General features: G+C 66.8%; 23 protein-coding genes. 22 read left to right on the forward strand and 1 reads right to left on the reverse strand.

The genetic code is table 11. The features are described from left to right. Positions 1–35: 35 nt before the first annotated feature. Positions 36–908 (reverse strand): transglycosylase SLT domain-containing protein, encoded by an 873-nt coding sequence (locus G467_RS0107680; RefSeq protein ID WP_022969153.1) that lies wholly within the window; start codon positions 906–908, stop codon positions 36–38. Between the two features lie 119 nt (positions 909–1,027). Between G467_RS0107680 and miaB the strand changes: the two genes are divergently transcribed. The 22 genes from miaB (at position 1,028) to G467_RS0107790 (ending at position 23,095) form a co-directional block, all read left to right on the forward strand. Next, entirely contained in the window at positions 1,028–2,443 is a 1,416-nt protein-coding gene (miaB, locus tag G467_RS0107685) for a tRNA (N6-isopentenyl adenosine(37)-C2)-methylthiotransferase MiaB (RefSeq protein WP_022969154.1), read from the forward strand. Positions 2,444–2,471: 28 nt separating this feature from the next. Then, entirely contained in the window at positions 2,472–2,822 is a 351-nt protein-coding gene (locus G467_RS0107690) for a hypothetical protein (protein ID WP_022969155.1), read from the forward strand. Next, the gene (locus tag G467_RS0107695) at positions 2,819–3,799 is read left to right on the forward strand and encodes a PhoH family protein (RefSeq protein ID WP_022969156.1); all 981 of its coding nucleotides are present in this window, start codon (positions 2,819–2,821) and stop codon (positions 3,797–3,799) included. Before G467_RS0107690 ends, G467_RS0107695 begins: the two co-directional genes overlap by 4 nt. After that, on the forward strand, positions 3,800–4,447 hold the full coding sequence (locus G467_RS15925; protein WP_022969157.1) for an HAD-IB family phosphatase: 648 nt from the start codon (positions 3,800–3,802) through the stop codon (positions 4,445–4,447). It begins immediately after the preceding gene. Positions 4,448–4,508: 61 nt separating this feature from the next. Continuing rightward, positions 4,509–4,979: an rRNA maturation RNase YbeY gene (gene ybeY, locus G467_RS0107705; RefSeq protein WP_022969158.1), complete on the forward strand. Its 471-nt coding sequence runs from the start codon at positions 4,509–4,511 to the stop codon at positions 4,977–4,979. A 91-nt stretch (positions 4,980–5,070) separates the two neighbouring features. Beyond that, positions 5,071–5,922: a CorC family transporter gene (locus G467_RS0107710; RefSeq protein ID WP_022969159.1), complete on the forward strand. Its 852-nt coding sequence runs from the start codon at positions 5,071–5,073 to the stop codon at positions 5,920–5,922. After that, on the forward strand, positions 5,909–7,132 hold the full coding sequence (locus G467_RS0107715; RefSeq protein ID WP_022969160.1) for a lipoprotein N-acyltransferase Lnb domain-containing protein: 1,224 nt from the start codon (positions 5,909–5,911) through the stop codon (positions 7,130–7,132). The genes G467_RS0107710 and G467_RS0107715 overlap by 14 nt, the downstream gene beginning before the upstream one ends. Positions 7,133–7,171: 39 nt before the next feature. Beyond that, positions 7,172–8,176: a magnesium/cobalt transporter CorA gene (corA, locus tag G467_RS0107720; RefSeq protein WP_026802477.1), complete on the forward strand. Its 1,005-nt coding sequence runs from the start codon at positions 7,172–7,174 to the stop codon at positions 8,174–8,176. A 123-nt stretch (positions 8,177–8,299) separates the two neighbouring features. Next, positions 8,300–9,121: a glycosyltransferase family 2 protein gene (locus G467_RS17445; RefSeq protein WP_022969162.1), complete on the forward strand. Its 822-nt coding sequence runs from the start codon at positions 8,300–8,302 to the stop codon at positions 9,119–9,121. Positions 9,122–9,129: 8 nt separating this feature from the next. Then, positions 9,130–10,125, forward strand: a complete 996-nt coding sequence (locus G467_RS0107730) for a glycosyltransferase family A protein (protein ID WP_155844849.1) — start codon at positions 9,130–9,132, stop codon at positions 10,123–10,125. A gap of 39 nt (positions 10,126–10,164) precedes the next feature. Then, positions 10,165–11,145, forward strand: a complete 981-nt coding sequence (locus G467_RS15935; RefSeq protein WP_022969164.1) for an NAD-dependent epimerase/dehydratase family protein — start codon at positions 10,165–10,167, stop codon at positions 11,143–11,145. 26 nt (positions 11,146–11,171) lie between these two features. Beyond that, the gene (locus tag G467_RS15940) at positions 11,172–11,666 is read left to right on the forward strand and encodes a hypothetical protein (protein WP_022969165.1); all 495 of its coding nucleotides are present in this window, start codon (positions 11,172–11,174) and stop codon (positions 11,664–11,666) included. 103 nt (positions 11,667–11,769) lie between these two features. Beyond that, complete coding sequence (gene hemN, locus G467_RS0107745) at positions 11,770–13,164, forward strand: oxygen-independent coproporphyrinogen III oxidase (RefSeq protein ID WP_022969166.1); 1,395 nt, start codon at positions 11,770–11,772, stop codon at positions 13,162–13,164. Positions 13,165–13,186: 22 nt separating this feature from the next. Further along, complete coding sequence (locus G467_RS0107750) at positions 13,187–13,939, forward strand: helix-turn-helix domain-containing protein (protein WP_022969167.1); 753 nt, start codon at positions 13,187–13,189, stop codon at positions 13,937–13,939. 165 nt (positions 13,940–14,104) lie between these two features. Further along, on the forward strand, positions 14,105–15,682 hold the full coding sequence (locus G467_RS0107755) for an SDR family NAD(P)-dependent oxidoreductase (protein ID WP_022969168.1): 1,578 nt from the start codon (positions 14,105–14,107) through the stop codon (positions 15,680–15,682). Positions 15,683–15,746: 64 nt separating this feature from the next. Next, the gene (locus tag G467_RS15945) at positions 15,747–16,145 is read left to right on the forward strand and encodes a YbaN family protein (RefSeq protein ID WP_022969169.1); all 399 of its coding nucleotides are present in this window, start codon (positions 15,747–15,749) and stop codon (positions 16,143–16,145) included. A 93-nt stretch (positions 16,146–16,238) separates the two neighbouring features. Then, positions 16,239–18,521, forward strand: coding sequence for a nitric-oxide reductase large subunit (locus G467_RS0107765; protein WP_022969170.1), 2,283 nt, complete (start codon positions 16,239–16,241; stop codon positions 18,519–18,521). 8 nt (positions 18,522–18,529) lie between these two features. After that, the gene (locus G467_RS0107770; protein WP_022969171.1) at positions 18,530–19,756 is read left to right on the forward strand and encodes an NnrS family protein; all 1,227 of its coding nucleotides are present in this window, start codon (positions 18,530–18,532) and stop codon (positions 19,754–19,756) included. A 4-nt stretch (positions 19,757–19,760) separates the two neighbouring features. Beyond that, positions 19,761–20,168: a SirB2 family protein gene (locus tag G467_RS0107775; RefSeq protein ID WP_022969172.1), complete on the forward strand. Its 408-nt coding sequence runs from the start codon at positions 19,761–19,763 to the stop codon at positions 20,166–20,168. A 78-nt stretch (positions 20,169–20,246) separates the two neighbouring features. After that, complete coding sequence (gene nirK, locus G467_RS0107780; protein ID WP_022969173.1) at positions 20,247–21,743, forward strand: copper-containing nitrite reductase; 1,497 nt, start codon at positions 20,247–20,249, stop codon at positions 21,741–21,743. A 1-nt stretch (position 21,744) separates the two neighbouring features. Further along, positions 21,745–22,512 carry a formylglycine-generating enzyme family protein gene (locus tag G467_RS0107785; RefSeq protein WP_026802479.1) on the forward strand — a complete coding sequence of 256 codons (768 nt, stop codon included), beginning with the start codon at positions 21,745–21,747 and terminating at the stop codon, positions 22,510–22,512. Between the two features lie 10 nt (positions 22,513–22,522). Continuing rightward, on the forward strand, positions 22,523–23,095 hold the full coding sequence (locus G467_RS0107790; protein WP_022969175.1) for an SCO family protein: 573 nt from the start codon (positions 22,523–22,525) through the stop codon (positions 23,093–23,095). Positions 23,096–23,107 lie beyond the last annotated feature (12 nt).

Consider the following 23,107-nt stretch of genomic DNA (forward strand, 5'->3'; position numbering starts at 1 on the left):
ATGCCCGTCGCGGGCGACAACGGAGCCTTAACAGCTCACGGGGATGCGAGGGCGGTGCGGTAGCGCTCGGCGAGCTGGCCCACACGCTGTACATAGCGCTGGGTTTCGGCATAGGGAGGCACGCCGCCGTTGCGGTCGACCGCGCCTTCCCCAGCGTTGTAGGCGGCCGCGACCAGGGTCAGGTCGGACCGGTAGCGCTTCATCAGCCAGGACAGGTACTGCACGCCGCCACTGATGTTCTGGGCCGGATCGTAGGCGTCGGTGACGCCGAACCGGGCCGCGGTGGCCGGAATCAGCTGCATCAGACCCTGGGCGTTCTTGTTCGAGCGCGCGTTGGCGCGGTAGGCCGATTCGGCGTGGATGATCGCGCGCACGACCGCTTCCTCGACGCCGTACTGCGAGGCCGCCGCCTGGATTTCGGCACGATAGGCATCGGTATTGAGGCGCACGCTGCCGAAATTCACGCCCGGCGCCGCACCGCAGGCGTAGCAGGTGTCCATGGCGAAGATCGGGAACTCGACGCGGGTGACCTTGACGTTGGCGACGCCGGCCGGCCGGCGGTTGCTGAAATTGCGCACGCCGTTCTCGTCGAGGTACGAGTAGGTCGTCGACGAGCCCATGCCGAGGAAGCGCGGGGCCTTGCGTGCGGTGGCCGTCGCCGCGACCGGTGCCGCGGGCCCGCCGCCACCGCCCGAGGTGGGCACGGCGACTGGCGTGGAGGAACGGTGCGTCGCTGCCGGCGCCGGCGGGGTGTAGGCCGGCGCAACGACCTTGCAGACCGCGCCCGTCATGCGTTTGCTGGTGTAGTTGGGCACGCCGTCGGCGCCCACGCAGCGATAAAGATCGCCCGCCATCGCCGGCGCGGCGAAGCCCAGACTGAGCATCAAGATCAGGTGACGGGTCCCCATGACGGCCGAGTTTCCCCCCTTCTTTCTGAAATTCCAAGTACTTAGGACCGCCGCCGGTGGCTCGGCCCCGGCGGGCCGCCTACAATGACGCCCCTTTCCTCCCGACCGGATTAACCGCCATGACCGGGAACACCGCCAGTCCGCATCCCCCCGCCCTGTCCCGCCAGCCCGGCGACGTCGCCAGCCCGCCGGCGGGCAAGCTGTTCATCAAGACCCACGGTTGCCAGATGAACGAGTACGACTCGGCCAAGATGGCCGACGTGCTCGCCGCCGAACACGGCCTGGAGCTGACCCAGGACGAGGCCGAGGCCGACGTCATCCTGATCAATACCTGCTCGATTCGCGAAAAGGCGCAGGAGAAGGTGTTCTCCCAGCTCGGCAAGTGGAAGCAGCTCAAGAAGGACAAGCCGCACCTGGTCATCGGCGTCGGCGGCTGCGTCGCCTCGCAGGAGGGCGCGGCGATCATCAAGCGCGCGCCGCAGGTCGACCTGGTGTTCGGCCCGCAGACCCTGCACCGCCTGCCCGACATGATCGACGCACGCCGCGACACCGGCCGGCCGCAGGTCGATATCAGTTTTCCCGAGGTCGAAAAATTCGACCGCCTGCCCGAGCCGCGCGCCGAAGGCCCGACTGCCTTCGTCTCGATCATGGAAGGCTGCTCGAAGTACTGCAGCTTCTGCGTCGTGCCGTACACGCGCGGCGAGGAAATTTCGCGGCCGTTCGATGACGTCATCGTGGAGGTGGCACAGCTCGCCGCCCAGGGCGTGCGCGAGGTGAACCTGCTCGGCCAGAACGTCAACGCGTACCGCGGCGCAATGCACGACAGCGACGAACTCGCCGACCTCGCCTTGCTCATCCGCACGATCGCGCGGATCGACGGCATCGGCCGCATCCGCTACACGACCTCGCATCCGTTGGAATTCTCCGATTCGCTGATCGAGGCGCACCGCGACGTACCCGAACTCGCGTCCTACCTGCACCTGCCGGTGCAATCGGGATCGGACCGCATCCTGACGGCGATGAAGCGCAATCACACCGCGCTCGAATACAAGGCCAAACTGCGCAAGCTGCGCGAAGCCAAGCCCGACATCACGATCAGCTCGGATTTCATCGTCGGCTTTCCCGGCGAAACCGAACGCGACTTCGAGGCCACGCTCAAACTCGTGCGCGATGTCGGCTTCGACCAGAGCTTCAGCTTCGTCTACTCCAAGCGCCCGGGCACGCCGGCCGCGAACCTGCCCGACGAGACGTCCGAACAGGAGAAGCACGCGCGTCTGCAGCGTCTGCAAGCCCTGCTCAATGACAATGCCCGCGCGATCGCCCAGGCCATGGTCGGCAGCGTGCAGCGCGTGCTGGTGGAAAAGACCAGCACCCGCGACGCGAACGAACTCAGCGGCCGAACCGAGAACATGCGCTACGTGAATTTCCCCGGCCCGCCGAGCCTGATCGGACAGTTCGTCGACGTCCTGGTGACCGAGGTCATGGCCAACTCCTTGCGCGGCCGCCTGCACGTGACCCAAGCTGACCTCGCCTGATGTCGTAGGCGGACCCCGGAGCCTGGCAATGAGTTCATCCTCGTTCGATTTCTATTCGCTGATCATGCAGCTCACCCGCCTGCCGGTGTTCGTGCTGCTGATCGTCGGCCTGGTGCTGGCCATTTCCCGGCAGGCGCGGCATCCGCGGGCCTCGATGCTCGCCGCCGGCGCGATGGTCGCCGGGCTGGTGCAGATGATCGTCGGCTTCGGCTTCCAGATGTGGATGACGCAGCGCGCGGCGGGCGGCGGCTACGACGAGGTCAAGATGTTCTACGCCGGCTTCAACGTGCTGAACATGGTCCTTGAACTCGCGGCCTGGGGCCTGGCCCTCGCGGCGATCTTCGCCGGACGCGCGCCGGCTGCCGCAGCGCGCCCATGAGCCAATCGCCTTACCGCGAGTTCGCCCTGGAACCCGACGACAGCGTCCGCCTGGCCAACCTCGCCGGTCCGTTCGACGAGCATCTGCGCCAGATCGAATTGCGCCTGGGTGTGGAGATTGCCAATCGTGCCGGCGTGTTCCGCGTCACCGGTGCACCGGACGCGATCAAGGCCACCGAACGCCTGCTGCTGAGCCTTTACGAGGACACGGCGCGCGAGGCCTTGGACCCGCACAAGATCCACGTACGCATGAACGCCGCGAACGTCGATCGTCTCAACGCCTCGGGCGACCACGAGCCGCAGGAAGTGCTGATCAAGGTCAAACGCGGCTTCGTCAAAGGCCGCGGCGCGAACCAGGCGAAATACCTGCATGCGATCGCGACCCACGACATCAATTTCGGCATCGGCCCGGCCGGCACCGGCAAAACCTTCCTTGCCGTCGCGAGCGCAGTCGAAGCCTTGAACGAATCGCGCGTGCAGCGCCTGCTGCTGGTGCGCCCGGCGGTCGAGGCCGGCGAGAAGCTCGGCTTTCTTCCCGGCGATCTCTCACAGAAGGTCGACCCCTACCTGCGACCGCTGTACGACGCGCTGTACGAAATGCTCGGCGTGGAAAAAGTCGCCAAGCTCATCGAGAGAAATGTCATCGAGATCGCGCCGCTGGCCTACATGCGCGGCCGCACGCTCAACGATGCCTACGTGATCCTCGACGAGGCGCAGAACACCACGATCGAGCAGATGAAGATGTTCCTGACCCGCATCGGCTACGGCTCGACGGCAGTGGTCACCGGCGACCTGTCGCAGATCGACCTGCCCAAGCACCAGAAATCGGGCCTGAAGGATGCGCTGGACGTGCTGCGCGGCGTCGAGGGCATCAGCTTCACGTTCTTCACCGCGCGCGACGTCGTGCGCCATCCGCTGGTCGCACGCATCGTCGAGGCCTACGACCTGCGCGACGGCCGCGCCGATCACGAGTCCTGAATGAGCGCGCTCGTCGTCTTCGATCTCGACGGCACCCTGATCCACGGCGACTGCGGCGGTGCGCTGGTCCGCCGGTTGATCGCGCGCCATTCGTGGCGACGGATCGCGGCGCTGCTGATCGCGCCGGTCGCAATGCCGATGATGATGTTTCCGCGAACCCGCCGGCGCGGCGTTTCCGCGTTCCTGTGGCTGGGCACGGTCGGCGTCGCGCCGGCCCTGCTCGACGCGACCATCGCGCGCTTCATCGCCGACTACCCGCTGCGCGAGCTGCCGAGCGCACGCGCCGCGCTCGAGAACGAGCTCGCGCAAGGCCATCGCGTGGTGGTCGCGACCGGCGCGCTGCGGGTGCTGGCCGAGGGCTTCCTGCAACGCCTCGGCGTCGGCGACCGCGTGCTCGTCGCTGCCTCGCGAATGACGCGCTTCGCCGGCGGCCAGATCGCTTCCGTGCAATGCAACGGCCACGAAAAACTGCGCGAGCTGCAACGCCTCGGCCTGCCGACCGATCTGTTGCGCGCCTACAGCGACACCTGGTCGGACTTTCCCCTGTTCGATGCCGCCGCCACGCCGATCGTGATCAACGCGTCGGCGCGCGATCTGCGTCGCCTGCAATCGCGCTATGGCGAACGCCTGCAGATGCTCGCGTCCTGACGCCCTACCCGGCGACGGTCTTCGGCGTTAGGATGCGCCGTCCCACCGACGATGCCCTCGCATGACCCGCGGACCGATCCAGCTCGATCTCAGCGTCAGTTACGGACTGCCGCGCACCGGCCTGCCGGCCGCCGTCAGCTTCAAGCGTTGGGCCGCAGCGGCCTGCGAAGGTCGCATCCGCAAGGCCGATCTCGCGATCCGTCTGGTCGACACCAAGGAAGGCCGATCGCTGAACCGGCACTACCGCGGCAAGGACTACGCAACGAACGTGCTGAGCTTTCCGGCGGAATTGCCCGAAGGCGTCACCCTGCCCCTGCTTGGCGACCTGGTGATCTGCGCGCCGGTCGTGGCCCGCGAGGCACGCGAACAGGGCAAGCAGCTCGCCGCGCACTATGCCCACCTGACCGTGCACGGCGTCTTGCACCTGCTGGGCCTGGACCACGAAAACGACCGCGAGGCCGAAGCCATGGAGTTGCTGGAACGCGAGATTCTCGCGGGCCTGGGCTTCGGCGACCCCTACGAGGACGAATGAATCCGGCGACAGACGGGTTCCGGCGAGGCGGCTGAAACATCGTTTGCGCTAGACTGGCGTCCCGCCGGCCCCCGGCGTCTGCCGCTAGATCATGTCCGAGGACACCGACAGTACCACCCCGCCCGAGCGCCGCTCCTGGCTCGAACGCCTGAGCCTGGCCTTTTCCGGCGAACCGCAAAGCCGCGAGGATCTGGTCGAGATCCTGCGCGACGCCCAGTCCAACGGCCTGGTCGGCGCCGATACCCTGAAGATGCTGGAAGGCGCCCTCGCGGTGTCCGAGCTGCAGGTCGGCGACATCATGATTCCGCGCTCGCAGATGGTTTCCCTGCCGGCCGACTACGCCTTCCTGGATCTGATGAAGCTCGTCGTCGAGACCGGCCATTCGCGCTTCCCGGTGCACGGCGACGACAAGGACGACATTCTCGGCATCCTGCTCGCGAAAGATCTGCTGCGCGGCATCGTCGCCGACGGCGGCCCCGGACAGGTGCGCGAGCTGCTGCGCCCGGCCGTGCTGATCCCCGAATCCAAGCGCCTGAACGTGCTGCTCAAGGAATTCCGCCTGTCGCGCAATCACATGGCGATCGTCGTGGACGAACACGGCGGCGTCGCCGGCCTGGTCACCATCGAGGACGTGCTCGAGCAGATCGTCGGCGAGATCGACGACGAGCACGATGAAGCCGACGAAGAAAAGATGATCGCCGCGCAGGCCGACGGTCAGTTCGCGGTCGACGCGCTGACGCCGATCAGCGATTTCAACGAACAGTTCGGCGCCCAGTTCCCCGACGACGAGTACGACACCATCGGCGGCCTGATCAATGCCGCGATCGGCCACCTGCCCGAGGCGGGCGAGGAACTGACGCTCGACCGCTTCCATTTCCGCGTCGGCCGCGCCGATCGCCGTCGCGTGCATTCCTTCGTCGTGAGCGTGCATGCGCCCGACTAGCGTTGTCGGCGCGCTGCTGATTGCCCTGATGCTGTGCCTGCCAGGCACCGGTCGCGCGCAGACCGGTGCGCCGGCCGACGCGCGCGTCGCCGTCGCCGCACCCTCGGCGCCGCGTATCGGCGTGATCACGATGGAGCCGGGCGAGGCCTTCTGGGAACGCTTCGGCCACGATGCGATCGTCGTCGTGGATGCGGTCACCGGCGAAGCGATCTCGTACAACTTCGGCTTTTTCGATATGTCCGAGCCCGGCTTCGTGGACAATTTCATCCACGGCCGCATGCGCTATCAGCTGGTCGCCTTGCCACTGGAAGACGACCTCGCGAATTACGAAGGCAAAGGCCGCGGCGTGACCATGCAGTGGCTCGACCTCACACCCGCGCAGGCGAATGCACTCGCGGCGGCCCTGGTCGAGAACGCGCGGCCGGAAAACTCCCGCTACACCTACGAATATTTCACCGCCAACTGCGCCACGCGCGTGCGCGACAACCTCGACGCCGTGCTCGGCGGTGCGCTCAAACAACAACTGACCACGCGCTCGCAGGGCAATAGCTATCGCAGCGAGTCGGTGCGCCTGGCCTGGCCGGCGAAATGGATGGCTTTTGGATTTCATCTGGGTCTGTCGGGGGCGGCGGATCGCTCGCTTTCGCGCTGGGAAGAATCCTTCATTCCGATGCGCCTGCGCGATGCGCTGCGCGTGGTGAAGCTCGCCGACGGCCGCCCGCTGGTCCGCGAAGAACTGACCTTGCTACCGCATCGCCTGTCGTCGCCGCCAACGGAAACGCCGCGCTGGCGCGTGCCCGCGCTGTTCGTCGGCATCGCATTCGCGGCCGGCATCCTGCTGCTCGGCCGCCGACATCCGCGCCTGCTCGCGGGCCTGGCTTTGCCGTTCTGGATCGTCGCGGCGGCGCTGGGCGCCCTGATGCTGTTCATCTGGTTCGGCAGCGCGCATGTGTTCGGCTATGCCAACGAGAACCTGCTGCTGCTCAGTCCGCTGTGCCTGGGTTTGCTGCCCGGCGCCTGGGGCGTGCTGCGCGGGCGACCGGCCAGCGTGTTGTTCCAGCGGATGCTGTGGCTGGTCGCCGGCAGTGCCGCGATCGCCGGTTTCCTGAAATTCCTGCCATTCCGGCCGCAGGAAAACGTCGAATGGGTGCTGTTGCTGCTGCCGATGCACTGGGCACTGGCGCGCACGTTCAGCCCGAAGAAGTCCTGAAACTTGCCGCCGATCGCCGCGCTGGCCGATGATGCCGGCATGGATACCGCCCTCGCTCCGCCCGCGTCCCCGATGGTCCGCAACGTTGTCGCCTATTGCAGCGCGGGTAAACGGCGCGCCGACATCAGCCTCGAACAGATCAGCGACGTGCTCGCAGTCGACGACGGCGGCTTCGTCTGGGTCGGGTTGTACGCCCCGGACGAACAGCTGCTGCTGAAGATGCAGGAAGAGTTTTCCCTGCATCCGCTCGCCGTCGAGGATGCGCTGAAGGCGCACCAGCGTCCGAAGATCGAGCTGTACGGCGATTCGCTGTTCATGGTGCTGCATACCGCGCAGGTGGTCGCCGGCCACATCGAGTTCGGCGAAACGCATATCTTCATCGGACCGCGCTATCTGCTGACCGTGCGCCACGGCGCGTCCCTGCCCTTCAGCCCGGCGCGCGAGCGCTGCGAGAAGAGCCCCGATCTCATGAAACTCGGCCCGAGCTACGGGCTGTATGCCGTGCTCGATGCCGTGGTCGACAATTATTTCCCGATCGTCGGCGAGTTCCAGGAGGAGCTCAACGAACTCGAGAAGGACATCTTCGCCGAAGACTACCGGCGCGAAACGGTGCGCCGCCTGTACGAACTCAAGCGCGACCTCACGCAACTGCGTCTGGCGGTCTCGCCGATGCAGGACATGCTCAACCAGCTCATGCAGTTCCACCCGACCCTGATCCGCAAGGAAGTGCGCGTGTACCTGCGCGATGTGCACGACCACGTCGTGCGGGTGAACGAAGCCGTGGACACGATGCGCGAAATGCTGACCGCCGCGATGTCGGTGAACCTGTCCCTGGTCACCGTCGCGCAGGGCGAGATCGTCAAACGCCTGGCCGGCTGGGCCGCCCTGCTCGCCGCCCCGACCCTGCTGACCAGCTGGTACGGCATGAACTTTCATCACATGCCTGAACTGGACGGCCGCTACAGCTACTGGATCATGATCGGCGTGACGGCCGCCGTCTGCGTAGGCCTGTATTTCGCCCTGCGTCGCGCCAAATGGCTGTAATAAAGCGGCCGCGTTGACAAGCGGCCCACGCATTGCGCAGATTAATCACCCCCCAGCGCCTTCGGGCAGACCACGGTTCCGGCCTCCATCGCCGCAGCTGACGATGAAAAGCAGGAAATCCCGATGCGGTTAGCGATTGGCCTGGTGACTTTCAACAACGCGTCCGACGAGTTGGCGACGTTCTTTCGCTCGCTCGCGGCGAGTACCGCCGGTCCCGCGTTCGCTCCCGACACCGTGAAGGTGCTGGTCATCCACAACGGCGATGCCGTGGCGATGCCGGCCGGTGCGCACGCGACCGAATTGCCGGGGCAGGGAAATGTCGGTTTCGCGCGGGCGGTGAATCGCCTGCTGCAGGCCGGGTTCGACGATCCTGCGATCGACGCGGTCGTCTGCGCCAATCCCGACGGCGCCTTCCATCCCGATTGCCTGCGCGAACTCGCCGACCAGGCCGCGCGCCATCCGGCCAGCCTGGTCGAAGCGCGGCAATTTCCCGAAGAACACCCCAAGAACTACGACCGGCGCACGCTCGATACGCCCTGGGCCTCGGGCGCCTGCCTGCTGGTGCCGCGGGCGGTGTACGCGTCGATCGGCGGCTTCGACGAAAATTTCTTCCTGTACATGGAAGACATCGACTATTCCTGGCGCGCCCGCGTGGCCGGCCACAAGGTCAAGCTCGCGCCGAAAGCGCTGTTCTCGCATGACGTTGCCGGACGCCCCGGGGACGCCTTGCGCCTGCGTTACAACCTGGTCAGCCAGCGCTATTTCGCGCACAAATGGGGCAATCCGAGCCAGCGCCAGCGCGTCGAAGCGGAGATGTTCCGCCAGGGCTTCGCTGGCAGCGCCGACGACCTGCCCGCGCTGCCGCCGGTCGCCGCAGTGGGCCAGACTGAATATCTGGTCAGCGATTTCGTCAACGCGGCGCACTACGCGCCCGGACGCTGGTGAGCGCCGCGATGACCGCCGCCCTGCTTGGTGACACGCTCAGCGTTGTGGTGCGCTCGGCCTCGGCCCAGCGCCTGCCCATGCTCGACGAGGCGCTGTTCTCGCTGGCCTGCCAGCGCTGGCAGAAGCTCGACGTGGTGCTCGCGTTGCAGGCGCCGGATGCGGACTTCCTCGCCGCGGCGCAGGCCGTGCTCGCCCGCCAGCCCTGGCGCGAGGGTGTCAGCCATCAGGTGCTCGCGGTCCCGGCCGCGGCGGGTTTCGATGCCCGCGCGCGCCTGCTGACCGAGGGCGCCCGCGTCGCCCGCGGTGAATTCCTGGCTTTCCTCGACGACGACGACATCGTCTACCAGCGCGGCTACGAACGCCTGATCGCCCGCTTGCGTGCGCGTCCCGACGCCGTGCTCGCGGTCGGCGGGACCCGCCTGGCCTTCCTCGACTCCGTCGGCGACTACTACTTCATCCGGCGCAAACAGGACGGCTTCTTCGCCTGGGGCTCGCGCCGTTTCGACCTGTTTCGCGACAATTTCATCCCGATCCACAGCTACGTGCTGGCGCGCACGCGCCTGCCGGCGGACCTGCTGCGTTTTTCCGACGAGCACGTGCCGCTGGAGGACTACGAGTTCCTGCTGCGCGCCGCCACCGTCGGCCCGTTCGAAACCAGCGACCGCCTGTTCCCGGTCGCCGAATACCGCATCCATGCCGGCAATACGATCTGGGACGGCGAGGCCACCCACGCTACCCACAACCCGAACCTGGCGCGCGCCCGAGAGCTCATCGCCCGCGACCAGAAGGCCTTGCGCATGACCATCACCAGCGCCGAATGGCAGGAATTGCAGGCGACCCTGGCACCCCCGCCGGCGCCGGCCGGCGAGCCGGTTATAATGGCCCCGCCCGGCGCGCACCGTTTCCTGCACCGGCGTGCCGACGCGGTCTATCGCCTTTTCGACCGCTTCCCGCGCCTGAGCAATGCCCTGGGCGCCCTGCTTGCCCGCCTTCGCGGCGCCTGACGCGTCCCCTTTCCCGACCGGTTGTCACGGATTCCCCCCATGCATGTTCTGATCACCGGCGGCGCCGGTTTCATCGGCTCCCACTTGCTCGATCGCCATGTCGCCGCGGGCGATACCGTCACCGTGCTCGACGACCTGTCGACCGGCCACCTGCGCAACATCCAGGGGCCGCTGGCCTCGGGGGCCGCCGATCTGGTCCAGGGCTGCGTCACCGATGCGCCCCTGGTCGCCCGCCTCGTCGCCCGCGCCGACTGCGTCTATCACCTCGCCTCCGCCGTCGGCGTGCAGCGCGTGATGACGCAGCGCATCCGCACACTCGATGTCGCCGTCAGCGGCACGCATGCCGTGCTCGACGCCGCCGCGCGCGACGGCACGCCGGTGCTGATCGCCTCGACCTCCGAGGTCTACGGCAAGATCACCAAGATGCCGCTGCGCGAAGACAACGATCCCTGCATCGGTCCGTCGGAAATCGATCGCTGGGGATACGCCTGCGCCAAGCTCGTCGACGAATTCATGGCGATCGCCTATTTCAAGGAACGCGCCCTGCCCGTCGTGGTGGCGCGCCTGTTCAACACCATCGGTCCCCGCCAGATCGGCCAGTACGGCATGGTCGTGCCGCGCTTCGTCGAAGCCGCGCTCGCCGGCCGCGACATCCACATCCACGGCAGCGGCGAGCAGTCGCGCTGCTTCACGCACGTGCACGACGTCGTGCGCAGTCTGTCGGCACTGATGGCGACGCCCGCGGCCTACGGCGCGGTGTTCAACATCGGCAGCAACGAAGAAATCAGCATCAACGCACTCGCGGCGCTGGTGAACGATGTCGTCGGCACGCAGGTGTCCGTGCAGCACATTCCGCATCGCGACGTATTCGGCGATTCCTTCCAGGACATCGAGCGCCGCGTGCCGGATTGCTCGCGTCTGACCAAGATGATCGGCTACGCGCCGTCGACGCCGCTGCGCCAGTCGATCGCCGATGTCGCCGCGGCGATGCGCCCCGCGCTTGCCCTCACCCCCGCCTGATCCCTTCCCGTTTCCGGAGCCCCGTCGTGACCCCGACCGCCCCCCGCTTCGCCTTGCCTGCCCTGTTCAGCCTGAGCCTGCTGATCGCCGCCTGCCAACCTGAGGCCGCGCCGGCACCGACGGTCACCGAACCCGCCCCGGTGGCCGATACCGCGCCCACACCGGCGCCGGCGCCGGCACCCGTGCAAAGCAGCGTCAGCGCGGCCTTCGCGGTCACTGGCGACCACATCAATGCCGGCACCGGCACCCTGCCCGCGGACATCAAGGAATTCGCCGCCGGCGATTCCGTCTATGCGCAGCTCATGCTCGATGGCCATGCCGCCAGCTCGACCGTCACCCTGCACTGGAAAGACGCCACCGGCGCCGAGATCCACACGGCCGAAAAAGCCACGGCGGTCGCAGGCCTGACGCCGGTGATCTTCGATTACCGCCCGGACGCCGGCTGGACGCCGGGCACGTACGCGCTGGTGTTCGACATCGACGGCAAGCCGTCGTGGGAACTGGCCTTCACGATTCGCTAGGCGCGCCGAACGCCGGTCCGGCGGTTGGCCCCGAGGCCGCTGCCGGCACCCCGGCTTGATCGACGTCAAGGCTCGTCCGCCCGGCGGCCGCTAGCCTTGGCGCATGAACAGCATTCCTCCCTTCGACGGCGACCTGTTGCGTCGCTACGACCGTCCCGGTCCGCGCTACACGTCGTATCCGACCGCGCCGCAGTTCAGCAGCGCCTTCGGCGAGGCGCAGCTGCGCGACGTCGCCAAGCTCAGCAACGGCGACCCGATCCCGCGCCGGCTGTCGCTGTATGCGCATATCCCCTTCTGTTTCAGCCCGTGTTTCTACTGCGGCTGCAACCGCATCATCACCCGCGACCATTCGCGCGCGGACGCCTACCTGGCCCGCCTCGTGCGTGAAATCGCCCTGGTCGCGCCGCTGTTCGACCGCGACCGCGATGTGATCCAGCTGCATCTGGGCGGCGGCACGCCCAACTTCCTCAACGCCGGCCAGCTCGGCGAACTCATGGAAAGTTTCAGCCGGCATTTTCATTTCAGCGCTTCCCGCGAGCGCGACTTCTCGATCGAACTCGATCCGCGTTTCGTCGGCGCCAGCGACATCGAGGCGCTGGCCTTCATGGGTTTCAATCGCGCCAGCCTGGGCGTGCAGGATTTCGATCCGACAGTGCAGGCGGCGGTGAACCGCATCCAATCGGTGGAAGAAACCCTCGCCGTCGTCGACGCCTGCCGCAAGCACGGGTTCCGGTCGGTCAACATCGACCTGATCTACGGCCTGCCGGGACAGAACCGCGCCGGCTTCGGCCGCACGCTCGATACCGTCGTCGCGGCGCGTCCCGATCGCTTGGCGATCTACAGCTATGCGCACATGCCGCAGCTGTTCCGCCCGCAGAAACAGATCGACGAGTCGCTGTTGCCCGATCCGGAAGCGAAATTGGGTCTGCTGCAGTTGGCGATCGAAAAACTGTCGGCAGCCGGCTACCGCTACATCGGTATGGACCATTTCGCGCTGCCCGACGACGAATTGTCGCGTGCGCAGGAACACGACGGCCTGCATCGCAATTTCATGGGCTACACCACCCATGCCGACTGCGACCTGATCGGCCTGGGCGTCAGCGCGATCAGCCATATCGGCGACAGCTACAGCCAAAACCCGCGCGACCTGCCCGGTTGGGAAGCGGCGATCGACAGCGGCCGCCTGCCGGTCTGGCGCGGCATCACGCTCGATGCCGACGACGTGCTGCGCGCCGACCTGATCCAGCAGCTGATGTGTCGCGGCGAGATCGACATCCCGGCCCTCGAGCAGCGCCACGGCATCGATTTCGCCGGCTATTTCCACGACGACCTGGCGCGTCTGCGCGAACTGGTCGCCGACGGCCTGGTCGCGATCGAACCGACCCGGATTCTGGCGACCTCGCGCGGCCGCCTGCTGCTGCGTATCATCGCCGCATGCTTCGATCGCTACCTGCATCAGCCGCGGACCGAACCGGTACGGTTCTCGAAAGCGATCTGACGATCTGCGCGAAGAGGGGGCCATGAGCGAACCTGCGCTGCGCCGGCCCCGCCCGGGCCCGATAGCCGACGACGGCGACGCGCTGCGTTTCTGCAGCACCTGCGCGTTTTCCCAGGCCTGCCTGTCGCAAGGCTTCGATAAGAGCTCGCTCAACGACCTGCATGTGCTGGTCGAACACGTCGGGCCGTTTCACGAAGGCGAGCATCTGTTCCGCGAGGGCGACGATTTCACCGCGATCGCGGCCGTGCGCGCCGGCACGGTCAAGACCTACGTGCTCGATCCGTCGGGCCAGGAGCAGGTCCTCGGATTTTTCCTGCCCGGCGAAGTCATCGGTCTCAACGCGATCCATCACGCCCGCTATCCCTGCAATGCCGTCGCGCTGGACACGGTGATGCTGTGCCGTTTTTCGTTTCCGAAAATGGCGCTGCTGGCCACGCGCCTGCCCGGACTGCAGGCGCAGTTGTTCCGCCTGCTCTCGCAGGACATCGGCAAGGCCGCCTTGCTGGCCGGCGACTATTCCTCGGACCAGCGCATGGCGGCGTTCCTGGTGTCGCTCTCGCGCCGGTATGCCGAGCGCGGTTTTTCCCCGAGTCGTTTCCACCTGACGATGGCGCGCACGGACATGGCCAACTACCTGCGCCTGGCGCCGGAAACCGTGAGCCGGGTACTGCGGCGCTTCCAGGACGAAGGCCTGGTGCAGGTCGAACGACGGGAGCTGGAAATCCTCGATGCGGCGCGCCTGGCCGCGCTGGCGCGGCCGGTCCTGCGCGAATAACCACGCGGCTTGCCCGGCACGCCCTGCCCGGTCGGGCCCGGGCGGCGCCGACGGGGTATCATGCGGCCCCCAAACCGGCTCGATTCGTCGCCCGATCCCCGCCAGCCCCGCCTGTGCCGGATCGCGGGACGCGGGACCTCCCCGCCGGGAACACAGGACTGCCCCTTGAATACCCAGGAAAAACCCGTCGCGCCCGCGCCGGACATCGACGACGAGCTGCTGGCGCGTCTGCACGCCGCCACCGATCTGTTGGAAACCGTCTCGCGCAACCGCGCGATGATTGAGGCCCTGCCCGAATTCGAACGCAAGCGCCTACTCGAGGCGATCACGCGCATCCACACGCCCGATCCGATCGCGCACCGGCAGAAACTGCGGCAGATGCGCCGCGAACGCGCGGCGGAAAAAAACCGCAAGGACGATACCGTTCTCAACCAGACGGGTATCCGCGAATTGCGCCGCAAGCCGGTGTTCACCACGCCAAACTATTTCCCGCCGCAGGATTTCGTCGCGCGCGACGGCGACGAGGGCGACTCGGCGCCGCGCGAATCGATCGAGCCGCAGCACTGCTACGTGTGCAAGCAGAAGTATTCGCAGATCCATCATTTCTACGACCAGATGTGCCCGTCCTGCGCGGACTTCAATTTCGCCAAACGTAGCGAAACGGCGGACCTCCGCGGTCGCGTCGCCCTGCTCACCGGCGGCCGCGTCAAGATCGGCTACCAGGCCGGCATCAAACTGCTGCGCGCCGGTGCCCAGCTGATCGTGACCACGCGCTTCCCGCGCGATTCCGCCGCGCGTTATGCCCAGGAACCGGATTTCGCCGAGTGGGGCCATCGCCTGGAAATCTTCGGCCTCGACCTGCGTCACACGCCGAGCGTGGAAGCCTTCTGCCAGACCCTGATCCAGACGCGGCCGCGCCTGGACTTCATCATCAACAACGCCTGCCAGACCGTGCGTCGTCCGCCGGAGTTCTATGCACACATGATGGAAGGCGAGACTGCCGCGCATCACGACATGCCCGAGGACATCCGCAAGCTGCTCGGCAGCTACGAAGGTCTGCGCGGCTACGATCTGCTGCCCGACGGCAATGTTCTGTCGACGCAGGAAAGCCAGCGCCTGGCGCAACAGGCGCCGGGCATGACGCGCGCCGCGGAACTGTCGCAGCTGCCCCTGCTCGCCGACGAACTGCTCGGCCAGAAGCACCTGTTCCCGGAAGGCCGACTCGACCAGGACCTGCAGCAGGTCGACCTGCGCGGACGCAATTCCTGGCGCCTGCTCATGGCCGAAGTGCCGTCGGTGGAATTGCTGGAAGTACAGCTGGTCAACGCCGTCGCGCCCTTCATCATCAATGCGCGCCTGAAGCCGCTAATGATGAAAACGCCCGAACGCGACAAGCACATCGTCAACGTGTCGGCGGTCGAGGGTCAGTTCTACCGCAACTTCAAGACCACGCGGCATCCGCATACGAACATGGCCAAGGCCGCGCTGAACATGATGACGCGCACCGCCGCGACCGACTATCACGGCGACGGCATCCACATGAACAGCGTGGACACCGGCTGGGTCACCGACGAGGATCCGATCGAGATCGCCGAGCGCAAGCAGAAGGAAGAACGCTTCCATCCGCCGCTCGACATCGTCGACGGTGCCGCGCGCATCGTCGATCCGATCATCGCCGGCATCAATACCGGCGAGCACGTCTGGGGCCAGTTCCTCAAGGACTACAAGCCCACCGATTGGTAAGGCTGGCGCCGCGCGGTCACGCCTGCTTAACCCCGATCGGACAACAGCGCACTACCATCGTCTGATGCGATCGAAAGCCCTGCGATGGTTCTGGATCACGAGCGGTCTGCTTGCGCTCGCGCTGGGCGCGATCGGCATCGTCCTGCCGGTGCTGCCGACCGTGCCCTTCGTGCTGCTCGCCGCCTACTGCTTTTCGCGCGGCAGCCAGCGTTGGGAAAACTGGCTGCTCAACCAGCCCACGCTCGGCCCGATGGTGCGCGACTGGCGCGAACACCGCGCCGTGCCGCTGCGCGCCAAGCAACTGGCCACCGTCATGATGACGATCAGCTCCGCGCTGTCGTGGTGGTTCCTGCCGACGAACATCGGCTGGATACCGGCGGCGACCTGCACGCTGGTCGCGATCTATCTGTGGCGGCTGCCGACGCGCTCGGCCCCGACGCGCCAGCCCTCGACCGAGCCCTGAGACCCCGCCCGCCACGCCCGCGCTTGACCTGAGTCAGGGCGGGCGTCGGTTTTTGCGCCGAGCATGACGCCATTCCTAGCGTGGAGAGGCGTCATGTCGCAAACCCGGAAACTGTGGCTCGCCCTCGCGGCCCTATTGGCGGTGTCCTTCACTGCCTTGTTGTGGATGGGCGGCGAGATTCACCGACAGGCGCCGCCGATGCCCGAACGCGTCGTCACGGCGCATGGCGTCACCCTCTACACCCGCGCAGACATCGAGACCGGACGCACGGTCTGGCAAAGCTTCGGCGGTCAGCAACTGGGGTCGATCTGGGGCCATGGCGCGCTCGTGGCGCCGGACTGGAGTGCCGACTGGTTGCACCGCGAAGCCGTCGCCTGGCTCGATCTGCGCGCGCAGCGACAGTTCGGTCAGGGCTACGCGCGCCTGGACGCCGGCACGCAGGCCAAGCTGCAGGCCGAGCTCAAACCCGACATCCGCCGCAACGGCTACGACGCGGGCACGGGCACGCTGACCATCGACGACGAACGCGCCCAGGCAATGGCGCAGGTCGCGGCCCACTACGAAAGCCTGTTCAGCAACGATCCGGCGACCGACAAGCTGCGCGAAACCTATGCGATGAAGGACAACACCGTCGACAGCCCGGAGCATCGCCGGCAACTGACAGCGTTCTTCTTCTGGACTGCCTGGGCCGCCGTTGCCAATCGGCCGGACGCCACGACCTCGTACACCAACAACTGGCCCTACGAGCCGCTGGTAGGCAATGCGCCGACCTCGAGCTCGTTCCTGTGGACGGTGTTCAGCGTGCTCTTCATGATCGCCGGCATCGGTCTGCTCGGCTGGCACTACGCGGTGTATCACGGCAAGGACATCGCACCGACGCCGCCCGCGACCGATCCCTTGCGCGGCATCACGATCACGCCGTCGATGAAAGCGACCGCGAAATATTTCTGGGTCGTGCTGGCCTTGTTCCTGGTGCAGATCCTGCTGGGCGCGACGACCGCACACTTCCAGGTCGAAGGCCGCGAGTTCTACGGATTCAAACTCGCGGAAATCCTGCCCTATGCGCTCACGCGCAGCTGGCACACGCAATTGGCCGTGTTGTGGATCGCCACGGCCTGGCTCGGCACCGGCCTGTACATCGCGCCGGCGATCTCCGGCCATGAACCGAAATTCCAGCGCGCCGGCGTGAACTTCCTGTTCGTCTGCCTGCTGCTGATCGTGGTCGGCGCGTTCACCGGCCAGTGGTTCGCGGTCATGCAGAAACTCGGCCTCGCGAACAATTTCTGGTTCGGCCACCAGGGCTGGGAATACGTCGATATCGGCCGCTTCTGGCAAGCTTTCCTGTTCGTCGGCCTGATGCTGTGGCTGCTGCTGATGGGCCGCGCGCTGTGGCCGGCGCTGGTGCGCAAGGACGAAATGTCCTCGATCGTGGGCCTGCTGTTCCTGTCGACGGTCGCGATCGGCCTGTTCTATGCCGCCGGCCTGATGTGGGGCGAGCACACGCATCTGTCGATGGTCGAATACTGGCGCTGGTGGGTCGTGCACCTGTGGGTGGAAGGCTTCTTCGAAGTCTTCGCCGTGGCAGTGATGTCCTTCCTGTTCGTCAAGCTGGGCCTGGTGCGCGGACGTACCGCGACGGTGAACGTACTGTTCGCGACGGTCGTGTTCATGGCCGGCGGCGTGCTCGGCACCTTCCACCATCTGTACTTCACCGGCACGACGACCGCCGTCGTCGCGCTCGGCGCCTCGTTCTCGGCGCTGGAAGTGGTGCCGCTCGCATTCATCGGCATGGAGGCCTACGAGACCTGGAGCCATAGCCAGGCGACGCCGTGGATGGCGCGCTATCGCTGGCCGATCATGTTCTTCATCGCGGTGTCGTTCTGGAATCTGGTGGGCGCGGGCCTGTTCGGTTTCCTGATCAACACGCCGCTGGCGCTGTACTACATGCAGGGCCTGAACCTGACCGCGCTGCACGGGCACACCGCGCTGTTCGGCGTCTACGGCATGCTCGGCATCGGCCTGCTGCTGTTCTGCGTGCGCGGCCTGCTGCCGGACGCGGACTGGAATGCCAAACCGCTGCGCATCAGCTTCTGGACGCTCAACATCGGTCTGTCGATGATGGCGGTGTTCACGCTGCTGCCGCTGGGTCTGCTGCAGTTGAACGCCGCGCTCGAACACGGCTACTGGTACGCGCGTTCTGCCGAATTCATGGGCCGGCCGATCATCGATGTACTGGTGTGGATGCGCGTGCCCGGCGACACCGTGTTCTCCGTCGGCGCGCTGGCCCTGGCCTGGTTCGTGCTGCGACTGTGGCTGGCACCGAAACGCGCGCCGGTCACGGCCGATGTGCCGGCCGCCCTCATCGAAGGCGGATGAGCATGGACATGCCGGCGCGGATCGACATCGCCACGTTTTCGCCGCGCCTGCTGGCGGCGGCACCGCACCGGCTGCTGTTCTTCGTCGGCGCCGCGAATGTGCTGCTGGCGATGGCCTGGTGGACGCTGTGGCTGGTCAATGCGCGCTGGCCGATGTTTGCGATGCCGCAGCCGTCGATTCCCGCAGGATGGATGCATGCGCTGGTGATGCAGTACCAGGTGCTGACGCCCTTCATCTTCGGCTTTCTGCTCACGGTGTTTCCGCGCTGGATGTCGCTGCCCGCACTGAGTCGCTGGCACTACGTGCCGGTGGGCCTGGGATTGTTCGGCGGCCAATTGCTCACGCTCGCGGGTCTTTGCGGCTTCGCGCCACTGCTGTATCTGGGATTCGTGTTCACGCTCGCCGGCTGGCTGGCGGGACTGAGTTTCCTGATCAAGCTGCTGTGGCAGGACACGCAGATGACCTGGCATGCGATCAGCTGCGCCAGCGCGCTGGTGCTGGGTCTGATCGGACTGGGACTGGTGTTCGGCTATCTGTTCACCGGCAATGCCCGCCTGATGTTCGCGGCGATCAAGTTCGGCAGTTTCGGCCTGCTGCTGCCGGTGTACTTCACGGTCAACCACCGCATGATTCCGTTCTTCGCCAGCGCGGCCCTGCCCGGCTACCGCATGTTCCGGCCGATGCTGTTGCTCGCTGCCTTCTGGGCCTTGACGATGCTGCACCTGGGCCTGGAGCTGGTGCACGGCTATGCCTTCCTGTGGCTCGCCGATGTGCCCCTGGTGGCGATCTGCAGCGTCCTGCTGTGGCGCTGGTGGCCACGCGCGCCGATGCCGGCGCTGCTGCGCGTGTTGCTGCTCGGGTTCGCGTGGTTGCCGATCGCCTTCGCGCTGTTCGCGTTGCAAAGCGCGTGGTTTGCCGCGACCGACCAGTTCGTGCTCGGCCGCGCGCCGGCACATGCGCTGTTCATCGGCTACTTCGGCAGCCTGCTGGTCGCGATGGTCACGCGGGTGACGCAGGGCCATTCCGGACGGCCGCTGGTACTCGGACGCATGGCCGCGTTCGCCTTTGTGCTCGTGCAGTGCGTCGCGGTCGTGCGCATCGTCGCCGAACTGCGTCCCGACGCCCTCGCCTGGCAGGCGGTCGCCGGTCTCGGCTGGCTGTTCGCGTTCACGCCCTGGGTGCTGCGCTCGCTGTCGATCTATGTGCGGCCGCGCGCAGACGGCAAACCTGACTGAGCGCATGATCGAGTTCTACCTGCCGATCAAATCGGTCCACATCGCGGCGGTGATCGCCAGCGGTAGCCTGTTCGCGCTGCGCGGCCTGTGCCTGCTGGCAGGCCGGCAGTGGCCGATGGCCCTGCCTTGGCGCCTGCTGAGCTACGGCATCGACACCGTGTTGCTGACTGCTGCGCTGATGCTCGCGACGATGCTGCACCAGGCTCCGTTTGTCGACGCCTGGCTGACGGTCAAGGTCGTGATGCTGGTCGTCTACATCGTGCTCGGCGCGCTCGCGTTCAAGCGCGGGCGCACGACGCGTGCGCGCTGGTTCGCCTTTGTCGCGGCGCTCGCGGTGTACGGCTTCATCATCAGCGTGGCGCGCGCCCACGATCCGGCCGGCCTGTTGCGCGGACTGCTTTCCGCCGGATAGTTGATTCAGGTCAAGGCAGTCGGGGCGGCCGGGGCGCAGCCTGAGCATCGAAACGGTTTCATTACCTCCGGGGATCCCATGAAACGCATGACGGCTGTCCTGTTGCTCGCCACCACCCTGTTTGCGCTGACCGGCTGCCAGCCCGGTAGCGACGACGCCCGCACCGCGAAAGACACCGGCGGCTCGGCCGCCGGCGATTTCGGCGCGCCGCAGGGCGAACCCATCCACGCCGTGCTGACCTCGCCGCCGCTGGTACCGCCGCCCACGCATCGCAATGCGCCGGCGAAAGTCATCGTCGAGCTGGAAGTGCGCGAGGTCGAGAAGGAAATTTCCGAGGGCGTCAAATACACGTTCTGGACCTTCGGCGGCACCGTGCCCGGCAGCTTCATCCGCGTACGCCAGGGCGACACGGTGGAATTCCACCTCAAGAATCACCCCGATTCGAAAATGCCGCACAACATCGACCTGCATGCGGTCACTGGTCCGGGCGGCGGCGCGGCGTCGAGCTTCACCGCGCCCGGCCACGAATCCCAGTTCACCTTCAAGGCGCTCAATGCCGGCCTGTTCGTCTACCACTGCGCGACCGCGCCGGTGGGCATGCACGTGGCCAACGGCATGTACGGCCTGATCCTGGTCGAGCCGCCGGAAGGCATGCCCTCGGTGGATCGCGAGTACTACGTGATGCAGGGCGACTTCTACACGGTCGGCAAGTATCGCGAGAAAGGCGTGCAGACTTTCGACATGCAGAAGGCGATCGACGAGAACCCGACCTATGTGCTGTTCAACGGCTCCGAAGGCGCGCTGCTCGGCGACCACGCCCTGCAGGCTAAGGTCGGCGAGCGGGTGCGGCTGTATGTCGGCAACGGTGGTCCGAATCTGACCTCGAGCTTCCACGTCATCGGCGAGATCTTCGACAAGGTCTGGTACGAGGGCGGCACGCACTATCAGGAAAACGTGCAGACGACCCTGGTGCCGGCGGGCGGTTCGGCGATCGTGGAATTCCACAGCGAGATTCCCGGCACCGGCGTCATCGTCGACCACTCCCTGTTCCGCGCCTTCAACAAGGGTGCGCTGGGCATGATCCGCACCGAGGGTCCGGAAAACAAAGCCGTGTACTCGGGCAAGGAAGTCGACAGCGTCTACCTCGGCGACAAGGCCGTCAGTGCCGCGCCCGTCGCGGCCGCCGCGAGCGCGCATGCTGCCGGATCGCTGACGCTCGAACAGCAGATCGAAGCGGGCGGCGCCCTGTTCAACGGTACCTGCTCGGTCTGCCACCAGCCCACGGGCACGGGCTTGCCGAACGTGTTCCCGCCGCTGGCCAAGTCCGACTTCCTCGCGCAGGACACCGATCGTGCGATCGGCATCGTGCTCAATGGTCTGAACGGACCGGTCACGGTCAACGGCGCGAGCTTCAATTCGGTGATGCCGCCGATGAGCCAGCTCAACGACGACGAGGTCGCGAACATCCTGACCTTCGTGCTCAACAGCTGGGGCAACAAGGGCGGTCGCGTCAGCGCCGCCGATGTCGCCCGCGTCCGCGCCGCGACCCCGCGACCGCAGGGCGCCGCGCACTGAAATGCGCGCCCTCCTAGTCGCGTTGATCCTGGTACCCGCCGCCGCGACTGCGAGCGGCGGGTATGTGCGCCTTCCGGCGGGCGAAATCAAATCGGTGATCCGCTACGAAGACCAGAAAGGTCCGCAAGCGGTCGCCGCGTTCGAGATGATGAAACAGCCGGTGACGAACGCGGAATTCCTCGCGTTCGTGCAAGGCCATCCCGAATGGCAGCGGGGCCGCGTCCCGCCGGTGTTCGCCGAGCGCAACCACTACCTGTCGCACTGGGCCGGCCCCTTGCAACCGGGCGCCAAGGCGCTGGCGACACAGCCGGTGACCCAGGTCAGCTGGTTCGCCGCCTCGGCATTCTGCGAAGCACAGGGCGCGCGCCTGCCGACCTGGGCGGAATGGGAATACAGCTCGGCCGCCGACACCACGCGCCGCGATGCGCGCGCCGATCCGCAATGGCGCGAATCGATCCTGGGCTGGTATGCCCGTCCGGCCAGCACGCCGATGTCGCCGGTCGGAAAATCGCCGGCCAATGTCTACGGCGTGCAGGACCTGCACGGACTGATCTGGGAATGGACCAAAGACTACGCCGCGATGCTGGTCTCGGGCGACAGCCGCACGCAATCGGACCCGGACCTGCGCCGCTTCTGCGGCGCCGGCGCGCTGTCGATGGACGACCGGGAAAACTACGCGGTCATGATGCGCGTGGCGATGCTGTCCTCGCTCGACGCCGTCAACAGCACGTCGAGCCTGGGCTTTCGCTGCGCGCGCGACGCACATTGAGGAAGACGCGATGAAATGGCCCACCCTGCTTTCCCTGCTGCTGGCACCGGCGCTCGCCTTCGCGGCCACGCAGCTGGCGCCCGATTCCGTGTGGCAGTCTCCCGGCCAGTACACCGCGCAGAACCAACAGGCCTTCCGCCTGGCCGATCGCCGCGGCAGCGCGCAGATCGTCGGCATGTTCTACAGCGCCTGTCCGTACATGTGCCCGCTGATCATCGACACCGGCCTGGGCATCGATCACGCGCTGACGCCAGCCGAACGCACGCGGTTGCGCGTCCTGCTGGTGAGCATCGATCCGGGCCGCGACACGCCCGCGGTGCTGTCGGCGCTGGCGAAAAAGCGCCGGCTCGATACGACGCGCTGGACGCTTGCGCGCACCGACGAGGACAGCGTGCGCAAGCTCGCCGCCGTGCTCGGCGTGCGCTACCGCCGGCTGGCGAGTGGCGACTACAACCACACCAGCGCACTGATCCTGCTCGATGCCGAAGGCCGCATCGTCGCGCGCACCGAACACATGGGCGCGACACCGGATCCGGCCTTCCTCGCCGCCGTGCATCGCACGCTCGCGGCCCGCAGCAAATAGGAAGGCCCGGCG

This window comes from Arenimonas oryziterrae DSM 21050 = YC6267 (assembly GCF_000420545.1).
In the GTDB taxonomy this organism is placed as follows: Bacteria; Pseudomonadota; Gammaproteobacteria; order Xanthomonadales; family Xanthomonadaceae; genus Arenimonas; species Arenimonas oryziterrae.

Bases quoted from the DNA above. Each gene is read 5' to 3' on its own strand.
- miaB (WP_022969154.1), top strand. From the start codon at position 1,028: ATGACCGGGAACACCGCCAGTCCGCATCCCCCCGCCCTGTCCCGCCAG.
- corA (WP_026802477.1), top strand. From the start codon at position 7,172: ATGGATACCGCCCTCGCTCCGCCCGCGTCCCCGATGGTCCGCAACGTT.
- G467_RS0107770 (WP_022969171.1), top strand. From the start codon at position 18,530: ATGCCGGCGCGGATCGACATCGCCACGTTTTCGCCGCGCCTGCTGGCG.
- nirK (WP_022969173.1), top strand. From the start codon at position 20,247: ATGAAACGCATGACGGCTGTCCTGTTGCTCGCCACCACCCTGTTTGCG.
- G467_RS0107750 (WP_022969167.1), top strand. From the start codon at position 13,187: ATGAGCGAACCTGCGCTGCGCCGGCCCCGCCCGGGCCCGATAGCCGAC.
- hemN (WP_022969166.1), top strand. From the start codon at position 11,770: ATGAACAGCATTCCTCCCTTCGACGGCGACCTGTTGCGTCGCTACGAC.
- G467_RS0107730 (WP_155844849.1), top strand. From the start codon at position 9,130: ATGACCGCCGCCCTGCTTGGTGACACGCTCAGCGTTGTGGTGCGCTCG.
- G467_RS0107710 (WP_022969159.1), top strand. From the start codon at position 5,071: ATGTCCGAGGACACCGACAGTACCACCCCGCCCGAGCGCCGCTCCTGG.
- G467_RS0107785 (WP_026802479.1), top strand. From the start codon at position 21,745: ATGCGCGCCCTCCTAGTCGCGTTGATCCTGGTACCCGCCGCCGCGACT.
- G467_RS15925 (WP_022969157.1), top strand. From the start codon at position 3,800: ATGAGCGCGCTCGTCGTCTTCGATCTCGACGGCACCCTGATCCACGGC.
- ybeY (WP_022969158.1), top strand. From the start codon at position 4,509: ATGACCCGCGGACCGATCCAGCTCGATCTCAGCGTCAGTTACGGACTG.
- G467_RS0107775 (WP_022969172.1), top strand. From the start codon at position 19,761: ATGATCGAGTTCTACCTGCCGATCAAATCGGTCCACATCGCGGCGGTG.
- G467_RS0107715 (WP_022969160.1), top strand. From the start codon at position 5,909: ATGCGCCCGACTAGCGTTGTCGGCGCGCTGCTGATTGCCCTGATGCTG.
- G467_RS15935 (WP_022969164.1), top strand. From the start codon at position 10,165: ATGCATGTTCTGATCACCGGCGGCGCCGGTTTCATCGGCTCCCACTTG.
- G467_RS0107695 (WP_022969156.1), top strand. From the start codon at position 2,819: ATGAGCCAATCGCCTTACCGCGAGTTCGCCCTGGAACCCGACGACAGC.
- G467_RS0107790 (WP_022969175.1), top strand. From the start codon at position 22,523: ATGAAATGGCCCACCCTGCTTTCCCTGCTGCTGGCACCGGCGCTCGCC.
- G467_RS0107690 (WP_022969155.1), top strand. From the start codon at position 2,472: ATGAGTTCATCCTCGTTCGATTTCTATTCGCTGATCATGCAGCTCACC.
- G467_RS0107765 (WP_022969170.1), top strand. From the start codon at position 16,239: ATGTCGCAAACCCGGAAACTGTGGCTCGCCCTCGCGGCCCTATTGGCG.
- G467_RS15945 (WP_022969169.1), top strand. From the start codon at position 15,747: ATGCGATCGAAAGCCCTGCGATGGTTCTGGATCACGAGCGGTCTGCTT.
- G467_RS0107680 (WP_022969153.1), bottom strand. From the start codon at position 908: ATGGGGACCCGTCACCTGATCTTGATGCTCAGTCTGGGCTTCGCCGCG.
- G467_RS17445 (WP_022969162.1), top strand. From the start codon at position 8,300: ATGCGGTTAGCGATTGGCCTGGTGACTTTCAACAACGCGTCCGACGAG.